Annotated in this window: 16 protein-coding genes and 2 pseudogenes; 7 read left to right on the forward strand and 11 right to left on the reverse strand. The window is 60.9% G+C overall.

Annotated elements, in window-relative coordinates; genetic code table 11:
- Positions 1 to 511, reverse strand: a pseudogene (locus F0169_RS17470) (ParB/Srx family N-terminal domain-containing protein); the annotation flags it as partial.
- Between the two features lie 152 nt (positions 512 to 663).
- Here F0169_RS17470 and F0169_RS17475 point away from each other — a divergent pair.
- The 3 genes from F0169_RS17475 to F0169_RS17485 all read left to right on the forward strand — a co-directional run bounded on the left by F0169_RS17475 (position 664) and on the right by F0169_RS17485 (position 2,080).
- A complete protein-coding gene (locus F0169_RS17475; protein ID WP_003210675.1) occupies positions 664 to 1,038 on the forward strand; it encodes a YajD family HNH nuclease in 375 nt (124 codons plus the stop codon).
- A gap of 156 nt (positions 1,039 to 1,194) precedes the next feature.
- Positions 1,195 to 1,662 carry an RNA methyltransferase gene (locus F0169_RS17480; RefSeq protein WP_058411061.1) on the forward strand — a complete coding sequence of 156 codons (468 nt, stop codon included), beginning with the start codon at positions 1,195 to 1,197 and terminating at the stop codon, positions 1,660 to 1,662.
- Between the two features lie 67 nt (positions 1,663 to 1,729).
- Positions 1,730 to 2,080, forward strand: coding sequence for a YgaP family membrane protein (locus F0169_RS17485; protein ID WP_058411062.1), 351 nt, complete (start codon positions 1,730 to 1,732; stop codon positions 2,078 to 2,080).
- 143 nt (positions 2,081 to 2,223) lie between these two features.
- Here the strand turns inward: F0169_RS17485 and F0169_RS17490 are convergent, their stop codons facing one another.
- Complete coding sequence (locus F0169_RS17490) at positions 2,224 to 3,444, reverse strand: hypothetical protein (RefSeq protein WP_152747185.1); 1,221 nt, start codon at positions 3,442 to 3,444, stop codon at positions 2,224 to 2,226.
- A gap of 13 nt (positions 3,445 to 3,457) precedes the next feature.
- Positions 3,458 to 3,907 carry a YcgN family cysteine cluster protein gene (locus F0169_RS17495; RefSeq protein ID WP_058411064.1) on the reverse strand — a complete coding sequence of 150 codons (450 nt, stop codon included), beginning with the start codon at positions 3,905 to 3,907 and terminating at the stop codon, positions 3,458 to 3,460.
- Between the two features lie 153 nt (positions 3,908 to 4,060).
- Between F0169_RS17495 and F0169_RS17500 the strand changes: the two genes are divergently transcribed.
- Positions 4,061 to 4,645 carry a nitroreductase family protein gene (locus F0169_RS17500; RefSeq protein WP_058411065.1) on the forward strand — a complete coding sequence of 195 codons (585 nt, stop codon included), beginning with the start codon at positions 4,061 to 4,063 and terminating at the stop codon, positions 4,643 to 4,645.
- A gap of 48 nt (positions 4,646 to 4,693) precedes the next feature.
- On the opposite strand, the gene F0169_RS17505 is transcribed toward F0169_RS17500, so the two are convergent.
- The 5 genes and pseudogenes from F0169_RS17505 to F0169_RS17525 all read right to left on the reverse strand — a co-directional run bounded on the left by F0169_RS17505 (position 4,694) and on the right by F0169_RS17525 (position 11,548).
- The gene (locus F0169_RS17505) at positions 4,694 to 8,200 is read right to left on the reverse strand and encodes an OspG family effector kinase (RefSeq protein WP_152747186.1); all 3,507 of its coding nucleotides are present in this window, start codon (positions 8,198 to 8,200) and stop codon (positions 4,694 to 4,696) included.
- Positions 8,201 to 8,363: 163 nt separating this feature from the next.
- A complete protein-coding gene (locus F0169_RS17510) occupies positions 8,364 to 9,296 on the reverse strand; it encodes a D-2-hydroxyacid dehydrogenase (RefSeq protein WP_058411067.1) in 933 nt (310 codons plus the stop codon).
- Between the two features lie 107 nt (positions 9,297 to 9,403).
- Entirely contained in the window at positions 9,404 to 9,697 is a 294-nt protein-coding gene (locus F0169_RS17515; protein WP_058411068.1) for a YcgL domain-containing protein, read from the reverse strand.
- Positions 9,694 to 10,827: a ribonuclease D gene (rnd, locus tag F0169_RS17520; protein WP_172979466.1), complete on the reverse strand. Its 1,134-nt coding sequence runs from the start codon at positions 10,825 to 10,827 to the stop codon at positions 9,694 to 9,696. Before rnd ends, F0169_RS17515 begins: the two co-directional genes overlap by 4 nt.
- A gap of 122 nt (positions 10,828 to 10,949) precedes the next feature.
- Positions 10,950 to 11,548, reverse strand: a pseudogene (locus F0169_RS17525) (class I SAM-dependent methyltransferase).
- Positions 11,549 to 11,722: 174 nt separating this feature from the next.
- Here F0169_RS17525 and F0169_RS17530 point away from each other — a divergent pair.
- On the forward strand, positions 11,723 to 12,496 hold the full coding sequence (locus F0169_RS17530) for a transporter substrate-binding domain-containing protein (protein WP_058411071.1): 774 nt from the start codon (positions 11,723 to 11,725) through the stop codon (positions 12,494 to 12,496).
- A 50-nt stretch (positions 12,497 to 12,546) separates the two neighbouring features.
- The gene (locus F0169_RS17535) at positions 12,547 to 13,386 is read left to right on the forward strand and encodes a cache domain-containing protein (RefSeq protein ID WP_058411072.1); all 840 of its coding nucleotides are present in this window, start codon (positions 12,547 to 12,549) and stop codon (positions 13,384 to 13,386) included.
- A gap of 149 nt (positions 13,387 to 13,535) precedes the next feature.
- Here the strand turns inward: F0169_RS17535 and F0169_RS17540 are convergent, their stop codons facing one another.
- Together F0169_RS17540 and pobA are read right to left on the reverse strand one after the other, a co-directional pair.
- A complete protein-coding gene (locus tag F0169_RS17540) occupies positions 13,536 to 15,053 on the reverse strand; it encodes a DHA2 family efflux MFS transporter permease subunit (protein ID WP_172979467.1) in 1,518 nt (505 codons plus the stop codon).
- Positions 15,054 to 15,128: 75 nt separating this feature from the next.
- Positions 15,129 to 16,322: a 4-hydroxybenzoate 3-monooxygenase gene (pobA, locus tag F0169_RS17545; RefSeq protein ID WP_152747188.1), complete on the reverse strand. Its 1,194-nt coding sequence runs from the start codon at positions 16,320 to 16,322 to the stop codon at positions 15,129 to 15,131.
- Positions 16,323 to 16,502: 180 nt separating this feature from the next.
- On the opposite strand from pobA, the gene F0169_RS17550 reads away from it, so the two are divergent.
- Positions 16,503 to 17,387: a helix-turn-helix domain-containing protein gene (locus F0169_RS17550; RefSeq protein WP_122249428.1), complete on the forward strand. Its 885-nt coding sequence runs from the start codon at positions 16,503 to 16,505 to the stop codon at positions 17,385 to 17,387.
- On the opposite strand, the gene F0169_RS27430 is transcribed toward F0169_RS17550, so the two are convergent.
- Positions 17,380 to 17,556, reverse strand: coding sequence for a hypothetical protein (locus tag F0169_RS27430; protein ID WP_162839863.1), 177 nt, complete (start codon positions 17,554 to 17,556; stop codon positions 17,380 to 17,382). The two genes, F0169_RS17550 and F0169_RS27430, sit on opposite strands and share 8 nt — an antisense overlap.
- Positions 17,557 to 17,586 lie beyond the last annotated feature (30 nt).

Consider the following 17,586-nt stretch of genomic DNA (forward strand, 5'->3'; position numbering starts at 1 on the left):
TTGAGCCAAACCTTGCGCGCGGCCTGCATGCGCTGCCAGAAGGTGGCCATGTCCGCGCTGGTGCTGAAATCGTCGGTTACCTTCACCCACATTTTTAATTGAGGCCCACCACCGGGTACTTCCCACAAGGTGGTGAAGCTGTGATGACCGTCGGTCAGGTACAACTGGCCGCCGGGGCCGACCACCACGGTTTTCATCGGCATCGGGATGGGGCGCCCACCGGGTCTTTGCAGGTGAAGCTTTGAGGTTGCTGCAGGTCGGCCTTTTTGGGCACGTTGTCGGCCTCGCCCTGGCCGTTGGTTTCGCAGTATTCGTCGAAGACTTTGGCCGGCTTGTCGGCGAACAACGCCAGGCTGTAGCCAATCTGGTCAAACCCGACCACGGCTTGGGTGGGGTGCAGTTGTTCGAGGCTCACCTCGACTACTTGGCCAGGCTTGGGCGTTGAGAACGCTTGGGCTTGAGCCGCCAGCACGCTGAGCAGCAGCGCAGCGGTCCATGGGTATAAACGCATAGGTTTTCAGATCCTTGTGAAGGGTGTGAGCCGATACTACAAACGATTGCCGGTGCCAGGCTGTACCGCTGCTGAAAAAGCCAGCGGTCATTTACGGCGCGAGCGGCTAGAATCAACTGTATCCGTGAACCCCCAAATAGCCAGGAGCCATGATGAGCTCGACTAACCCGCCCTCCCACACTGCCAAGCTGGACCGCATCCTTGCCGATGCCCAGCGCGACCGGGAAATGGGCTACCGCGACAAAGCCTTGAAGATGTACCCGCACGTGTGTGGTCGCTGCGCGCGAGAATTTGCCGGCAAGCGCTTGAGCGAACTGACCGTACACCACCGTAACCATAATCATGATGACAACCCCCAGGACGGTTCCAACTGGGAGTTGCTGTGCCTGTACTGCCACGATAACGAACACTCGCGCTACACCGATCAGCAGTACTTCGGCGAAGGCTCCACCAGCAGCCCGACGATTGCCAAGGCGACGCACAACCCGTTTGCGGCGTTGGCCGGATTGATGAAAAAAGACGACTGATTACGCGTGTTTGCCGGGCGGGCCTCTTCGCGAGAAGCCCGCTCCCACAGTTGACTGCATTGCAACTGTGGGAGCGGGCTTGCTCGCGATGGCGGCAGCGCCGGCAACACACCTCTTCCCGTATAATCGCGCTTTTACTCCAAGGCACCCTTCCCCGTGGGCAATAAACGCTACAGCTGCATCGGTCTGTATAACCCCAAATCCCCCGAAAACGTCGGTTCGGTGATGCGTGCCGCTGGCTGCTACGGCGTGGCCTCGGTGTTCTACACCGGGGTGCGTTACGCGCGCGCGCGGGATTTCATCACCGACACCAAAAAAGTCCACCACGACATTCCGTTGATCGGCATCGACGACTTGAAAAAGATCCTGCCGCTGGGCTGCATCCCGGTCGCTGTGGAACTGGTCGAAGGCGCGCGCCCGCTGCCCGAATACACCCATCCCGACCGCGCGCTGTATATTTTCGGCCCCGAAGACGGCTCGCTCGATAAAGACATTCGCGACTGGTGTGAAGACGTGGTGTACATCCCGACCACCGGCTGCATGAACCTTGCCGCCACCGTCAACGTGGTGCTTTACGACCGCTTGGCCAAAGGCAACAACACCCGTTCAGGCCCCAAATACTGATTTTTCGGGAACATCCGACGCCTGCCAACAGTCAGCTATTCACACTAGCCCTTGTTGGAGACAGACCATGAGCGACAGCAAAATCCTGCGACCTATCATCGAACACGCGCCACTTGAAACCCAACCCGGCCAAAACGTGCACGGCTGGGAACGCATCGGCTCAGTCGCCGGCGGCGTTATGCTGGTCGGCAAGGGCCTGCGCCGAGGCGGGATCTTCGGGCTGATCCAGGTGGCGATTGGCGGCGTGGCGCTGGTGCGCGGCGTGACCGGGCACAGCTCGCTCAAAGACAAGCTGGAGGAGGGCCGTCAGGAAATGAACACGGTGCGCACAAAGATCGAGCGCGCAGGCCAAGAGTTGAAAAACTTGAAGACCAAGGCCGAAGTGGCGGCTGAAAAAGCCGTTAAAACTCCGGCCTGATCCACGCCTTGCAGAGGTGCAAGGCCAAACTGTGAGAGCGGGCTTGCTCGCGATGGCGCTGTCTCAGACGAGTATTTTTCGACTGACCTACCGCTATCGCGAGCAAGCCCGCTCCCACAAAAAAGCGCGTTTGACCTAACCCATCAGCGCAGCAGTTTGGAATCGAGCACCACTGAAGACTCGCCGATAACAGCGTCGGCCAACTGCACAAACTCGGCGGTGGTGACGCTGTTTGCACGCATCACCGCGTGTGCCAAGTCATCCAGCGAGCGTTTGTTGTGAGTTTTTACGCGGATCTCCCGGTCCAGCTCCTGCAACACCACCACCGCGCGTGAAACGGTTGCGCCGCTGACGTGCTCGCCGCGCAGCGTGGTCACGTCCTTGCCTTCCTTGGCCAGTCGCGCCTGGATCGCGGCATACCGATCATCGGTGATACCGCCCGCACGGCGCATCAGTTCGATGGCATAGAACTGCGCCATGCCTTCGCTGATCCAGTCACTCTTGCCGTGATCGTTAAAACGACCGACGGCCTGCACCACTTCGCGAATCAGCGGGCTGCTGCCGTTCTCGCTGACCAGCGGCGTGCGGCTGTTGAGGTAGAGTGAGTCGCGCGACGCAAACACCCCGCGGCGCATCGGATCGCTGGCGCCCAGCACCAGCAACTTGGCAGGGTGACGCGGGAACGCGGCCTCAACCTGCGGCCAGACGAACGTCAGCAACGTGAGCACATCCATGCGGTGCATGCCCTGGCCCTTGGGCGACGCCACCGTGACATCGGTGTCGCCCAAGCGTACGCGGCGGCTGCCAAGATTGCCGGCGAGCATCCATCCGGTGGGCCGATCAAACAGGCGGGATACGTTGTCGATGCGAAAGGTGTTTTTGCCGATGCGCGGCCAAGCGGTTTCGACGCTTTTCCAGCCTGCCGGCAATTCGAACGCCAGCCGCGAGACCAACTCGACGCCGTCCTGCTGGTCGAGCCGCGCCGGCGGCACCAGGTCTTCACCCCGAAACAGCGCCCAACCGGGGGTCATCCGCGCTTCATAAATGCCGGTTTTACGCGCGTGGGTCAGGCGTACACGGTAGGTCAGGCTGGCCTTGCCGGCGCTCGGTTGCCACAGGCCACGGTGCCCGTTGAGGCTCCATTGGCCGTCGGCCTTGAAGTCACTGTAGTCGCCGCCTGCGCCCAGGTCGAAGTTCAGGCTGCGCACCGCCGAGCCTTGCGACACGCTCACGCGCACTTGCGCCTGATCGCTTTGCGGCAGCAGTTTGACGTGGTAGTCCAGCTTGACTTTGTTCGCGCACCACGCGGGCAGGCTCAGCGCCAGCAACACCAAAAGCGCCGCCAGCCGGGTTTGCAGCGTCATACACACGCCTCCTTTAGCCTGCACGGAAGATCAGGTAATCCTCCCAGTCGTCTTCGGGCACGCTGCCTTCGGCGAGCATGCGGCCAGACTGGGAAATGCGTTCCTGGTGCACCGCATCGCGGTCGCCGCAGACCAGGTGATGCCACAGCGGCAGGTCTTTGCGCTCGCTGACCAGGCGATAGCCGCAGGTTGGCGGCAACCATTTGAACTGGTCGGCCTGGCCCGGCGTGAGCTGGATGCAGTCGGGCACCGAGGCGCGGCGGTTGGGGTAGTCGGTGCACTGGCAGGTTTTCAGGTCGAGCAGTTTGCAGGCGATACGCGTGTAATAGACGCTGTTGTCGTCCTCATCCTCAAGCTTTTGCAGGCAGCACAGGCCACAGCCGTCACACAACGACTCCCATTCCTCCTGGTCGAGGTGTTCAAGGGTTTTGCGTATCCAGAAAGGTTCGACTTTGGCGGCCATGGCTCTGCATCAGTATCGGTAGGTGAAAAGGCCGCCAGTCTAGTGCCCAAGGCCGTTGCGGCCAAGCGCTTACGAGTGGCTGCGTTACACCACTTGTCAGTCTGGCGGGGGCGCAGTAGTTTTGAGCGCCCAATTGTCGATCAGGAAGAGCCCATGACACGCGTTGCCGATTACCCGATCCACCCGCAGTTCACCGAGCGCTGGTCGCCCCGCGCCTTCAGCGGCGAGAGCATCGCGCAGGACACCCTGCTGAGCTTTTTCGAAGCCGCACGCTGGGCGCCATCAGCCTACAATTCGCAGCCTTGGCGGTTTCTCTACGCGCGCCGCGACACGCCGGATTGGGAGCGTTTTTTGGGCCTGCTGAATGAATTCAATCGGGGGTGGGCGCAGCACGCGTCGGCGCTGGTGATTATCGCGTCGAAAACCGACTTCATTGCCCCCGGCGCCACGGAAGAAACCCCGGCCCTGTGGCACACCTTCGACACCGGTTCGGCCTGGGGCCACCTGGCGCTGCAAGCCAGCCTCAGCGGCTGGCACACCCACGGCATGGCCGGGTTCGATCAGGAGCTGACGCGCAAAGAACTGAAGATCCCGGATGGGTATGCGCTGCACGCGGCCGTGGCCGTGGGCAAGCTGGGCGACAAATCGACCTTGCCTGAATACCTGCAAGGCCGTGAAGCGCCAAGCCCGCGCAAGCCGTTGAGCGAGCTGGTGTGCGAAGGTGACTTCAGCCTTTAACGCCGCTGCAACCCTGCCGTTGAAAAACGGCAGGGTGCACCCTCAATGTTAGGCGGCGATCAGTTCATTGAAGGTTTTGCGCAGTTCGGCCTTTTTCCGGTTATACGTGTCCATTATCTCCGCCACCATGAACTCAGCAGGCAGGCCATCCATATCGACGGGGTAAATTTTATTGTCCTTCCTGGAATACATGAAATTGCTCATTTGCGGATCGCCGTGATAAATGTCATTCGCTTCCATGCGCGCCAGCATGTCATCCACTAATGACCGCGCGGAGGGCGGCAAACTGCCCTTTTCAATCTTGCTAAGGTCCACACCGTCGATTCTTCTCATTTTTATATATTTGCGCCCTTCCTCAACGATGACTTCAGCAACATCCTCCCCGTAGTATTTGTTCATATTGACCACTTCCATAGAGGTGTAGCCTTCGGCGCTGGTTAACCAGGTCGGCCCCGTGTCTTTGTAAACATTTTGCCCGTCCAGGCTGGCATAAACCGTCCCCTCCCCGCCTCGGCCAATCTCTGGCCCCAAATCGGACTTCACCGACACCGGGCTACCGCCACGCGCCCCCAGCCGCCGCCACTGGTCACCCTGCACATGCTCGAGCAACAGCGGGGTTTGTCGATTGTTGTGATAAACCCGCGCCTGTACCGTGCCGTCTGCCGTGCGCGTCACCTGACGCACTTCGTAAACAGCGGTTTGGCCGGCACTGTCGGTGTGGCGGATATGCGACAAGTGCCCGTCAGCGGCAACATATACACCCTGATGGTTGCGCGTTAGCCCGGTAATTCTGGACGCCGGCACGTTGAATTGGCCAAACAGGCCGTTGCTCAGCTCGCCATTCGGCACTGCCGAGGCGCGGGTAATCTGGCCATTCACCGCACGGGTTGCAGGCGCGAAATCGTCGAGTGGGCGACCGTAGGGCAGCATTGTTTCGGCATCAAAGGCATACCATTTGCCCTTGTGTAACACGGCGCCGCCTTCAACACTCTCACCCGCGACTTTGAACACGCCCGTGGCCGCTTCTGCATAGTGTTTACTGGCGACCTTCAACAGGGCATAACTGCCGGCCGCGCCCCTGAGCTGATTAAGTCGCCGGCTCACAGCACGACTGCCTTTGACCACCAACCTGCCACCACTTGCGAGCAAATCTCCCGCGCCGCTCAAGGGGTTGAAGGCCTCGACAAGCGTTGCCCCGACAAACCTCGAAACCTTCGCCACCTTGCCCGCCGTCGACACCGCACTGCCCACCAGCTTGCCGGCCTGTGCAGCCTTGCCCGCGCCCAACGTGATCAGGCCAACCGCATCCATCGCCAGGTCGAAGACGCCTTGGCCAATGTTGCCATTACCAAAGTTGACGATGGCCGAGCGCAGCGGAATGAGGTTCAGGAAAAACTCGGAAATCGCCGCGTTACGCGCGCTGTCCTGATCATAAGAGGTGACGCCCCTGGCCTCTTTCAACAGGTCATCATTCTTCAGGTCAAGGGCCTGCACAAACACATCGGCGATAGCATGACTGCGCGCCGAGCTGAAACTGTCAGGCGTCCCCGCGCCCTCGGGTCGCGCGTGAAACTGCTCGGCGTACTTGGCTTTATCGGGCTCAAACAACTGCGTCTTCGAGAGCACATTGGCCTCGCGCTGGTGCATTTTGTTCGCGGTAAAAGGCTCAGTGCGGCGGCGTATCAGAAAGTTTTGTTTCTGCACCGTACCGCGGCGCGTGTCGATCCGGTAAAGATCCACTTGGCCGTCACTCCCGGTGGCTTTCACCTCCAGCGTGTGCCCCCTGGCGTAAAGCGCTGGCGGGGTAAATAAATCACCGGCGATTTTGTATTGGTCGGTACGGAAGAATTCCAGCTTGGCGCTTTCGAGGCGCTTGCGATCTGCCAGCGGCAACGTCGAGATCAGATGCCGGACCCTGGCTTGCTGCCCGCCTTCGTGGGCTGTTATGGACGCATCGAACTGCGCCTTGAACGAGGTGGAAACATCCAGTTTGCCCTGGCCGTAAAGGCTGCAAAACCGATTGATGGGCAAGCGTTTGTCATTGCTGATCCAATGATCTTCGCCCCCCAGCTTGCTCCCTTCCATCACGATGTCGAGCATTGAACGCAGGCCGGGGTAGAGACCAGGACGGCCTGCCTTCAACCTGGCCTTCTGGATGTTCCTGAGCTTGAAGAGGCTGACGTCCACGCCAGGAAACGCCTCTTGAAGCTGGGCAAGCGCCATCGCTTCTCGACTGGGAATGGGCGTTTGCAGCAAGGTGCTGGTGGTTTTCAACACGCCCAACTGGTCGTTATACGCGGCCCTCACGCGCTCCATCTCAATCGTCGACGGTGCCTGTTCAGCGGTGGCGAGAAAACCGTTGGCGACGCCCCAATTTATCAGTGCCTGACGGTCGATCTGCTGGCTGACGGCGGCGTCGGTATCGAGCTGCTCGGCAGCCAGCAAGACTTCTGCATAGCGCATGCCGAGCGTGCGGCCCGGGGTTTGCGCTTCGAGCCTGCCCACCGACATCGCCAAGTGTGCCCAGAGCACGCTGGCGCAGGTCACGCCCGCCGGAATATCCCTGATCAGGAACTCCGGCGCCGTTTTGGCCAGCAGCAATGAAGCGGCCAGGTCGGCGGTTTGGGCGCTGGCGCGACCTTTCTCGACCAAGTGTTTGCCCAACCCTTCAATCACCACCGAAGGCGGTTGCCCCCAGTGCTGACGGCTCGCCAGATCAAACCCGGCAACGCTGTTGCGCGCGGGTGTGGCGAGGGACTCCGGGTCAAGCCCCAGATGGATCGCCGTCAACACATAAGCGCTGCTGCCGATACCTGAGTCACTGCCGTCCAACCTTGACTGAATGGCTTGCCCCAGCGCCTGAGCTTTGGGTGAGCCGAGCAGTTGTTCCATCGCCAGGACCGGCGCGTTCAGCGCCGTTCCAACCACCGCACTGCCGCTGAGCAAATAACCGAGCGCACCCTTCGCGCTGTCGGCCAACGGCAAATCCGCCAAGCCGCTGCTGTTGTCGTGCATCAGGGCAATGATGTCGCGCTGGTCTTGCGCCGGCATCGCGACGGGCCACGACAGCGCGCCGCTGAGGTTGCCCAGTGGATGGGCCTGTGCCTGCCTGCCGATAACGTTTTGCTGCTGCACCAGCGCTTCGAGGGTTTTCGGCACTTCCAGGCCGCAACTGAGCAGGTAGGCCTCAAGGCTGACCAGGCGGTTGGCAGGCAGAGCCTCGGGTGCCGGATAGATCGAGTTTTCACACACGTACATCGTTGTGTTTTTCAGCTGCGCTGCCAGCGCGGTTTCCATCTGCGCCCTGGCCCTGGATAACGGCTGGTTCGCCACGAGCTGCCGGGGCAGGTCTTGAATGATGTGGCGCAGTTTATCCGCCAGGGTTCGCCGATTGCAGTGGGCTGCCAGCGTTGCGTCCAACAGCGCGGGTGGCGTCGGCGTTGGGTTAGTGTGCGCGGGCACACGCGTTGCAAGCGGTTCGCCCGTGGGCACGCTGGATGAGTTTGAATGCACGAATTGGGGCGTATAAACCCCAGGCGAAGTGAGCGTGGTCATGGTGATACCTGTCCTTAGTCAAGAGAAAACCTTCAAAACGCGCAACCCTGCGCCTTTTGCGATCACTGGGTGGGGGCACCCGCGAAAGAGGTTCCATCTTGACTGTCAGGTTTTATGTACATGACCCAATGTTAAGCAATGCGCCCATTGCCGGGCGCTGCCTTCAATAACCGCGTTCGAAGCTGACTTCGCCGCGCAACGCTTGCCTGGCCTGATGCGCCCGCAGGTTTTCGACAAACAACGCGACCATCAACGCTGGCGATGTCGGCGCCGAGCTGTGCCCGGTCAGCAACAAGCCCCAGGCGGTCCAGAACGGGTGGCGTTGCGGCAGCGGTTCCTGGCGACACACGTCGATGACCGCGCCGGCCAGGTGCCCTTCTTTCAACGCCTCGACCAAATCGGCATCGACCACCGCCACGCCGCGCCCGACGTTGATAAACAACCCGGTCGGCTTGAATTGCTTGAACAGCGCCGCGTCGTACAGGTCATGCGTGCTCGGCGTGCTCGGCAGCAGGTTGATCACGTAGTCGACCTCACCCACCAACCGGCCCAATTGATCGAGCCCGGCGACTTCGATAAACGGCGCCTGCTCGCGTGGGGAACTGGCGATGCCATACAGCTTGACGCCAAACGGCAACAGAAAATCGGCAACGCTCTGGCCAATATCACCGGTGCCGACGATCAGCGCCTTGCGCCCCGCCAGGCTTTGGCCCAGCCGGTTGTCCCATTTGCGCTCGACCTGGCTGACCAGCCGCGCGAGTACTTCGCGCTCGTGGCCCAACATATACGTGAGCACAAACTCGGCCATGACCTGGCCAAAAATGCCGACCGCGCGGGTCAGTTGATAATCGCGCGGCAAGCCCTCGGCCAGCAGCGGCGTGATGCCCGCCCACGTCGATTGCAGCCATTGCGGCGTATGGCCTTGGCGCAGCAACGTGGCGAGCAAATCCGGTTGGCCGAGCCAGACAGGGCAATCGGCGGCCAGGCGCGACAATTCGGCCGAGTCGCCGCTGGTCAACACTTCAACGTCCGGCGCCGCTTCGCTCAGCAATTGGGCGTAAAGCGGGTGATCCTGTTCAGCAATCAGAACACGCATGGTTCAAACCTTTCAAAAACAGTGCAGACGGCCGCCCGCATCCATGCGGCCACCGCCAACTAATACGAGTACAGGGAAGCATGTGCCCTGAACAGGGCACTGACCGATCACATCGGGTCGTTGCGGCGCAGCAGCTCTTCGGGCAAGTGTTCGATGTACTCGTCCTCGGCCGGTGGCATTTGCAGGTGGTAGCCCTGCTTGTCGAGGTTTTCCAGGACTACCGTGATGTCCTCACGCGACAGCTTGCGCTCCGGCGTCAGCACCATTTCAAAGGCCAGATGAGCCTTGCCGAACGCGATCATCAGGGGTTCCGGCACACGCTCCAGCGCATCGCTTTTGAGCACGTAGAGGTACATCCCGTCTTTTTTCAAGCTGCGATAGATCGAGCAAATTCGTTTCAAGGCTGTTCTCCGGCAGTCGCCAGGCTGTCGAGCAGCGCCTGGCCCATCAACTCGCGGCGCCAGCCACGCAGCGAGTCTGGCAATTTATACGGCCCGTCGGGGTAGCCACTTTTGACCAACGCCTCAAGGGTTTTCTTGCGCAGCATCAGTTCCGGCGCCATTTCCAGGCGCTCAGCTTCGGCCTGGCCCAAGGCGCGCAGTTGCTTGATCAGCGTGGCGGCATCCACCGGCAGTGGTTCAGCAACGGCGGGCGGCCATTGGTCCATCGGCACGCTGCTGGCACGTTTGATCAGGTCCAGCAGAAACTGGCCATCCTGACGCACGGTGCGCGGGTGCATGTCTTCGATTTTGCCCAGCGCGGCAAGGTTATCCGGCTGGGATTTGGCCAGCGGCCACAACGAGTGTTCACGCACGATGCGGTTGCGCGGCAGGTCACGGGCGCGGGCTTGCTGCTCGCGCCAGGCGCACAGTTCGCGCAGCACGGCGAGTTGCGAGCGCGAGAGTTTCCACGCCAGTTTGGCCTCGCGGTACACCTCGTACGGGTCGACTTCGCGGCGCAAGTTGGCCACCAACTCGGCACCGTCTTCCAGCACCCAGTTGTATTTGTCGTCGGACAACTGCGGGCGCAGCCGGATATACACTTCGGCCAGGTGCACCGCGTCTTCGGCGGCGTAGCTCACCTGCGTCTCGGACAACGGCCGCTGCAGCCAGTCGGAGCGCGTTTCACCCTTGGGCAACTCGATGTCGAGCACCGCTTGCACCAGGCGCGAGTAGCCCATGGAGAAACCGAGGTTCAGGTAAGCCGCCGCCAATTGAGTGTCGAACAACGGCACCGGCAAGCTGCCGGTCAGGCGCAGCAACACTTCGAGGTCTTCGCTGCAGGCGTGCACCACTTTAATAACGCCGGGGTTTTCCAGCAAAGCGGCCAGCGGTTGCCAGTTGTCGATGGTCAGGGGGTCGATCAGGTAAGCGCGTACGCCATCACCAATCTGGATCAGCCCGGCAATGGGGTAAAAAGTGTCGACCCGCATGAATTCGGTGTCGAGGGCGACGAATGGCAACTGCTGCCATTCGGCGCAATGCTGGCCGAGGCTATCGTTGTCGCAGATCCAGTGAATATCGATGGCCACACGGCTCTCCCTTGAAGAATGGCGCGCAGTATATATCGTGAAAGCGCTTAGCGAGCATCCGCAGTGCACACGCCATCATGAAAACTCCGACAGGAGCTGAAGAATAGTCGGACAGGCGGGAGTTAGCCTCTCTTACGTAGAACGTAAACACGCCAACGTTTTGAGCCCGGCAGGAACTCCTGGTGATTCAGCACCTTGAAGCCGGCCTGACGGAACTCATCCTCTACCGACGCCTGCGAGCTGACGGACACAATCACCGTGTCCCGGCTGACCCGATGGAATTCGCGCAGCAGCGCCAAACGCGCGTCGCTGTGGGTACATGGCGAAACAACTCCAGGCAGAAAATGCAGTCCACCGCATTCGCCGACAAGCCGATGGAAAACGCTGAGCCCTGGAACGTTTTGACACGCTTGAGCAGCGCCGCCGGGTGATGGCTGCACGCGTGGTCGAGCATGTGCTGGGAGTTGTCTGAAGCCAAAATCACCCGATTGATGTGTTCGGCCAGCACCGGCCAGAAGCGGCCGGCGCCACAGGCCAGGTCAAGAATCAGCCCGGGTTCGCCGGCCACTTTCAACGCCTGGCGCACCAACCGCTCATCGCGCCACACCGCCAGGCGCTTGCGCAGCGCAGGCGGGCGCGTGTCGCCGCAGACCCTGGCATGCTCGCGGTCGCAGTGTTCGGCAAATTCAATCTCGATAGAGGAAGGAGGTTGTGGCGACATCACGGGCTCATGTGGGTGGAACGGTAGTAAATGACCTTGATTCGTAGCTTAACCATTGCAACGTGAAAAAAAGGTCGAAGCCCTAGCGTGGTAAACCCGGCCACGCCCCTTGCTACCTGCGCGCGCAGCTGGAAATAATGACGCCCCCGATCATGCCCCCAAGGACTCGCTTGCATGAAAGCTGCCCTAGCCCTGTGTTTATTGGCGAGCCTGGCGACTAACGCCCTGGCCGACACCGCCCCCTCGCGCCTCGATGAAGTGCTGCAGCGCGGCACGCTGAACGTCTGCACCACCGGCGACTACACGCCCTACTCCGCCCTGCGCGCAGACGGCACGTACGAAGGTATCGACATCGCCATGGCCGAATCACTGGCCAAAAGCCTCAACGCCAGCATTCACTGGGTGCCGACCACCTGGAAAAGCCTGATGCCGGACTTTCTGGCGCAGCGCTGCGACATCGCTGTGGGCGGTATTTCGGTGTCGCTGGAGCGCCAGAAAAAGGCCTTCTTCAGCCAGACGCTCGGCGTCGACGGCAAGATCCCGCTGGTGCGATGCGCCGAGGTACAGCGCTACCAGAGCGTCGAACAGATCAACCAGCCGCAGGTGCGTGTGATCGAGCCGGCGGGCGGCACCAACGAGGCCTTTGCCCGCGCCCACTTGGCCAACGCGCAAATCCGCCTGCACGACAATGTGACTATTTTTGACGAGTTGCTCGCGGGCAAGGCCGACGTGATGATCACCGACGCCAGTGAGGCGCGCTTCCAGCAAAAGCGCAAGCCGGGGCTGTGTGCGGTCAACCCTGAGCGGCAGATGCAGTACGGCGAAAAAGCTTACTTGCTGCCCCGCGATGATGTGGCCTGGAAAAGCTACGTCGACCAGTGGTTGCACCTGAGCGTGGCCAATGGCGTTTATGCCGGCATTCTCGATCAATGGCTGGCGGCGCCCTGAGTCACGCCGGTCTACGCTGTTGTCACACCTATAATAATGAGGGATGAGCAATGAAAGGACTGTTCCGACTCACCTGGCTGCTGCTGTTGTGTTTCAGCCAGGTGCACGCCGACACGGCAGAAGATACCGACGCCCACGCCGCCAAGGCATTGCTGGCAAAGGCCCTGGCGTATTACCAGAGCAATGGCGACAAGGCGTTTGCCGCGTTCAGCCGCCAGGGCGAGTTTATTGACCAGGACCGTTATGTGTTTGTGGTCGATACCCAAGGCGTGTTGCTGGCGAGTGGCGGGCCATCCTCTGCATTGATCGGCCGCGATGTGTCTGAAGTACTGGGGCCGGATTTGCGTCAGTCATTCAAGGACGCACTGGCGGTGCCCGAAGGTCAGGGTGTGCAACAGGCCGACTACCGCTGGCAGAACTGGAACGACGGCAAGGTTGAGCACAAGCATGTGTTTTATCAGCGCGTCGGCGCACGGATTCTGGCGGTGGGGTATTATTTGCCACGCGCTACGCCGGAGCAGGCACGGGCGTTGCGCGACAAAGCGGTGAAGGCGCTGGCCAAGGATGAAGCGGGCACGCTGAAGGCGATCAATTCGTTGCAAGGCGGGTTTCTGCAGGATGACTTGTATGTGTTTGTGGTGGACCTGAGTACAGGCCGCTATGTAGCGCATGGGACGAATGCGCGCTTGGTGAATACGGATTTCGCCAAGGTCAATGACCCGGACGGCAGGCCGGTGGGGGAGCCGATTTTGAAGCTGATGGCTGAGCAGGGTCAGGGGGAATACAAATACCGCTGGAAAAACCCGGTGACTGACCGGGTCGAGAACAAGCACGCTTATTTGCGCAAGGCGGGGCATTTGATGGTGGCTGTGGGGTATTACAGCCCTTGAGCTTAAAAGCGCTTTTGTGGGAGCGGGCTTGCTCGCGATTGCGGTGTGTCAGTTGAAACATATTTATCTGATAGACCGTAATCGCGAGCAAGCCCGCTCCCACTGTTGACCGAGTTGAGCCGTAAGCGGCCGTTACGCAAATAACAAAATTACCGAGCCTTATCGCCGCGCCCGCGCAAAACCCGGTCAGGCATCGCAACAGCGGCCGCCAGCCCCAACAGCGACACCGCCGCACTGACCATCAACAAATGCCGAAACGTCAGCGCCAGTTCCCCACGCAACGCATCCTGCGCCGGGCCGGGCGCGGCGTTGAGGCCGTCAAGCAATACGTTGCCGGAACTGCCCTCGCCGCCCAGCGCGCCACTCGCCAAATGCGCAACACTCGAATCCTGCAACAATGCCAACAACAGCGCCGACATACAGGCCACGCCCACCGCTCCGCCCAGGGAGCGGAACAGGTTGGTGGTGCTTGTGGCCACGCCAATATCGCGCTGCTCCACCGAATTTTGGGTGCCCACCAGCGACGTCGGGAACTGCATGCCCGCCGCAATCCCGCACAGCAACATACACACTGCGGTCAGCCAAACATCCTGAGGCGCGCTGTACGCCATGCCCAAAATCGCCACTGGGCTCAGCAATGCGCCGGCCAGAATCATCGGTTTATAACGCCCCGTCACCGACGTCAGGCGCCCGGCCGTGTAGGCGCCCACCGGCAAACCAAACGCCAGCGGCAGCAGATGCAAGGCCGCGCTGTCGGCCCCCGAGCCGGTCACCGTCTGATACCGCAGCGGCATCAACACCGTCAGGGAAATCGCCTGAAAGCTGGTAAAGAAAATCGTGCACCAACACAACACCGCGCTGCGGTTGGCGAATAAATGCATGGGCAACAAAGGCTCCGGCGCGCGGCGTTCGTGCCACACAAACACGCTGAGCGCCAGCAACGCGCAGCCCAACAGCCCCAGCACTTGCGGGTCACGCCAACTATGCCCCTGGCCGATTTCAGTGATACCCAGCAGCAAGGCCGTCAGGCCGATGATCATCAGCAAGGTGCCGAGGTAGTCAATAATCGGCTTGCGTTGCGGCACCGGCAGCCCCACCAGGGTGCGGTGGGCCACATACCAGGCGCCGGCGCCCAGCGGCAGGTTGATCAAAAACACCCAGCGCCACGACAGGTACTCGGTCATGTAGCCGCCCAACACCGGCCCGGCCACGCTGGCCACCGCGTACATGCTGCTGAAGTAGCCTTGATAACGCCCACGTTCGCGCGGCGGGATGATGTCGCCGATAATCGCCTGGCTGACCGAGATCATGCCGCCAGCGCCGATGCCCTGAAGCACACGCGCCAGCACCAGTTGTTCCATGCTTTGCGCCATGCCGCAAAACAGCGACGCCAGCGTGAACAGGCCCATGCCGATCAGCATCATCGGCCGCCGCCCGTACAGATCACCGAGCTTGCCGTAGATCGGCACCGCCACAGTCATTGCCACCATGTAGCCGGCGATCACCCACGCCAGCAGGTTAACGTCATGGAACTGCGCGGAAATGGCCGGCATCGACACGGCAACAATGGTTTGGTCCAAGGCCCCGAGGAAGATTGCCAGCATCAAGGCGGCAAGCACACTGCGTATGGCCGGAACCGGTGGTGCGGGTTGATTCAGGTTAGTCACGGCAGACCCTTCGAGCAAAACCCGCAGGTAAAGAAGGGCCCTGCGGGAATGCTCAACATACTACTCGATAGCAGCCTATTCGATAGCTTCGTAAGGAAGTCCGACGTAATTTTCAGCGATGGTTTTTCGACCGGCCTCTGAGTGGATGAAATACGCCAGTTCGCTGTCGGCGATGCGCTGGCTGAAGCCATCCGCCTCGGGAAACTGATGCAGCATCGAGGTCATCCACCACGAGAACCGCTCGGCCTTCCACACCCGTCGCAGGCAGGTCGCCGAATACGTCTGCAGCAAGTCCACGCGACCTTCGCGATACACCTTGAGCAAAATCCGAAACAGCGTGCTCACGTCACTGGCCGCCAGGTTCAAGCCCTTGGCCCCGGTGGGCGGGACGATGTGCGCGGCGTCCCCGAGCAGGAACAGGCGCCCGTACTGCATCGGTTCCACGACGAAGCTGCGCAGCGGCGCGATGCTTTTTTCGATGGAAGGACCGGTGACCAGTTGCTCGGCCAAAGAACTGGGCAAGCGGGTTTTTAGTTCATCCCAGAAGCGCTGGTCCGACCATTGATCAACGCGTTCCTCAGCCGGCACTTGCAAGTAATACCGGCTACGGGTCGGCGAACGCATGCTGCACAGCGCAAAGCCGCGCGGGTGCTTGGCGTACACCAACTCGGCATGCACCGGCGGGGTGTCGGCGAGAATGCCCAGCCAGCCGAACGGGTAGGCCCGCTCAAACACCTGCAGCGCCTGCGCCGGGATCGATTGGCGCGCCACGCCATGGAAGCCATCGCAACCGGCGATGTAGTCGCACTCCAGGCGAAACGCCTCGCCCTGATGCTCGAAGGTCAGCCACGGTCGATCACTTTTGAGGTCATGCGGCTGCACGTTGTGCGCTTCGTACAGGGTGATCGCGCCAGCGGCTGCGCGCGCGGCCATCAGGTCGTGGGTAACTTCGGTCTGGCCGTAGATCATCACTGACTGGCCGCCGGTCAGGGCGTGTATGTCGATATGCGTGAGCTGGCCATCCAGCGCCAATTCGAACCCGTCGTGCACCAAGCCTTCGGCGTCCATGCGCTGGCTCACGCCCGCCTCGCGCAGCAAATCGACCATGCCTTGCTCCAGCACGCCGGCACGGATGCGGCCCTGCACATACTCGGCGTTATGGCGCTCCAGGATCAGGGTTTGGATACCGGCGTTATGCAGCAGTTGGCCGAGCAACAGTCCGGAGGGACCGGCGCCGATAATGGCAACTTGAGTGGTCAGGGTTTTCATTATTTTTGTGGCCCGCATGCTTCACCCGAACGGATCAGGTGAAAGAGTTGTCATTGGTGTTGTTGCTGACATTTTTCACTTGAGTTGACGCCACAGGAAGGTGAAAACTGAGACAAAGCCTGCGCTTTTTGCCAATCGGGGCGATTACCGCACCACTATCCTGAGCATCGGATTGAAACCATGACCAAAACTGCCAGTACCGCGATTCCGGTCTTCAAGCTTTACGGTGAAAGCCAGCAATGGCCGACCCCGGATTTGTTGCACTGTGAAACTATTTCGCGGCGCAGTCGGGAATACCAGTGGGAAATCCAACCCCACCGGCACGCGGATCTGTGCCAGTTGTTGTACGTGCATAAAGGTCAGGCGCAACTGCAAATCGAGGGCCAGCGCACCACGCTCAGTGAAGCCACGTTGCAGGTGCTGCCGCCGCTGTGTGTGCACGGGTTTCGTTTTTCGGAGGATGTGCAGGGCTACATCGTGACGCTGGCGGCGCCGCTGGTCAGCCATTTACAGAAACAACTGGGCGCCACAGTGGACGGCTTGCAAGCCCTCGGCAGCTACCCGGCGGGCAAGGACAGCGACTACCTGAATGCGCAGTTCGCGCGCTTGCAGGACGAATACGCGAATGAGCAACCGGCGCGCGACATGATGCTGCACGCGCTGGTCAGCGTGCTGCTGGTGTGGATCAGCCGCCAGGCCATCCAGCGCCGCCACCCGCGAGCGCCGCGTGGCCGCGAATACTTTCGACGTTTCACCCAACTGGTCGAACAGCATTACCGCGAACACCCGAAGATTGAGGATTTGGCCCACAAGCTGGGCATCTCGGTCTCACACCTGAATGGCACGTGCAGGGAATTGGGCGGGCAGCCAGCGTTGCAGATCATGCACGACCGCCAGCTACTGGAAGCCAAGCGCCTGCTGACCTACACCAGCATGACCATCAATGAGATGTCGGAGGTGTTGGGGTTTTCCGACCCGACCAACTTCTCGCGGCTGTTCCGCCGACGGGTCGGGTTTTCGCCCAAGGCGTTTCGCGAGCAGTTGAAGGCTGAACAGGTTACCTGAGCGCGCTGAAACTGCCGGTGTGCGGAACGCATAGGTCGTGATGGCAACTGATCGCGAAGCTCGGCTGCATGCGCGTTTGTTCAACGCGCAAGGCGGCGAAGCCGTACAGCGCGGTGGTCAGGGCAGACAGGATAAAAATCATCACGTACTTTCTGGTTTTTAGGGTCATGGCACAGACCTCTGAACGGATCTACGGGGT

It is taken from the genome of Pseudomonas kitaguniensis, assembly GCF_009296165.1.
GTDB classification, from domain to species: Bacteria; Pseudomonadota; Gammaproteobacteria; order Pseudomonadales; family Pseudomonadaceae; genus Aquipseudomonas; species Aquipseudomonas kitaguniensis.

Excerpts from the sequence above, each read along its gene's own strand:
- F0169_RS17475 (WP_003210675.1), top strand. The coding sequence starts at position 664 with ATGAGCTCGACTAACCCGCCCTCCCACACTGCCAAGCTGGACCGCATC.
- F0169_RS17485 (WP_058411062.1), top strand. The coding sequence starts at position 1,730 with ATGAGCGACAGCAAAATCCTGCGACCTATCATCGAACACGCGCCACTT.
- F0169_RS17490 (WP_152747185.1), bottom strand. The coding sequence starts at position 3,444 with ATGACGCTGCAAACCCGGCTGGCGGCGCTTTTGGTGTTGCTGGCGCTG.
- F0169_RS17495 (WP_058411064.1), bottom strand. The coding sequence starts at position 3,907 with ATGGCCGCCAAAGTCGAACCTTTCTGGATACGCAAAACCCTTGAACAC.
- F0169_RS17500 (WP_058411065.1), top strand. The coding sequence starts at position 4,061 with ATGACACGCGTTGCCGATTACCCGATCCACCCGCAGTTCACCGAGCGC.
- F0169_RS17505 (WP_152747186.1), bottom strand. The coding sequence starts at position 8,200 with ATGACCACGCTCACTTCGCCTGGGGTTTATACGCCCCAATTCGTGCAT.
- F0169_RS17510 (WP_058411067.1), bottom strand. The coding sequence starts at position 9,296 with ATGCGTGTTCTGATTGCTGAACAGGATCACCCGCTTTACGCCCAATTG.
- F0169_RS17530 (WP_058411071.1), top strand. The coding sequence starts at position 11,723 with ATGAAAGCTGCCCTAGCCCTGTGTTTATTGGCGAGCCTGGCGACTAAC.
- F0169_RS17535 (WP_058411072.1), top strand. The coding sequence starts at position 12,547 with ATGAAAGGACTGTTCCGACTCACCTGGCTGCTGCTGTTGTGTTTCAGC.
- pobA (WP_152747188.1), bottom strand. The coding sequence starts at position 16,322 with ATGAAAACCCTGACCACTCAAGTTGCCATTATCGGCGCCGGTCCCTCC.
- F0169_RS17550 (WP_122249428.1), top strand. The coding sequence starts at position 16,503 with ATGACCAAAACTGCCAGTACCGCGATTCCGGTCTTCAAGCTTTACGGT.
- F0169_RS27430 (WP_162839863.1), bottom strand. The coding sequence starts at position 17,556 with ATGACCCTAAAAACCAGAAAGTACGTGATGATTTTTATCCTGTCTGCC.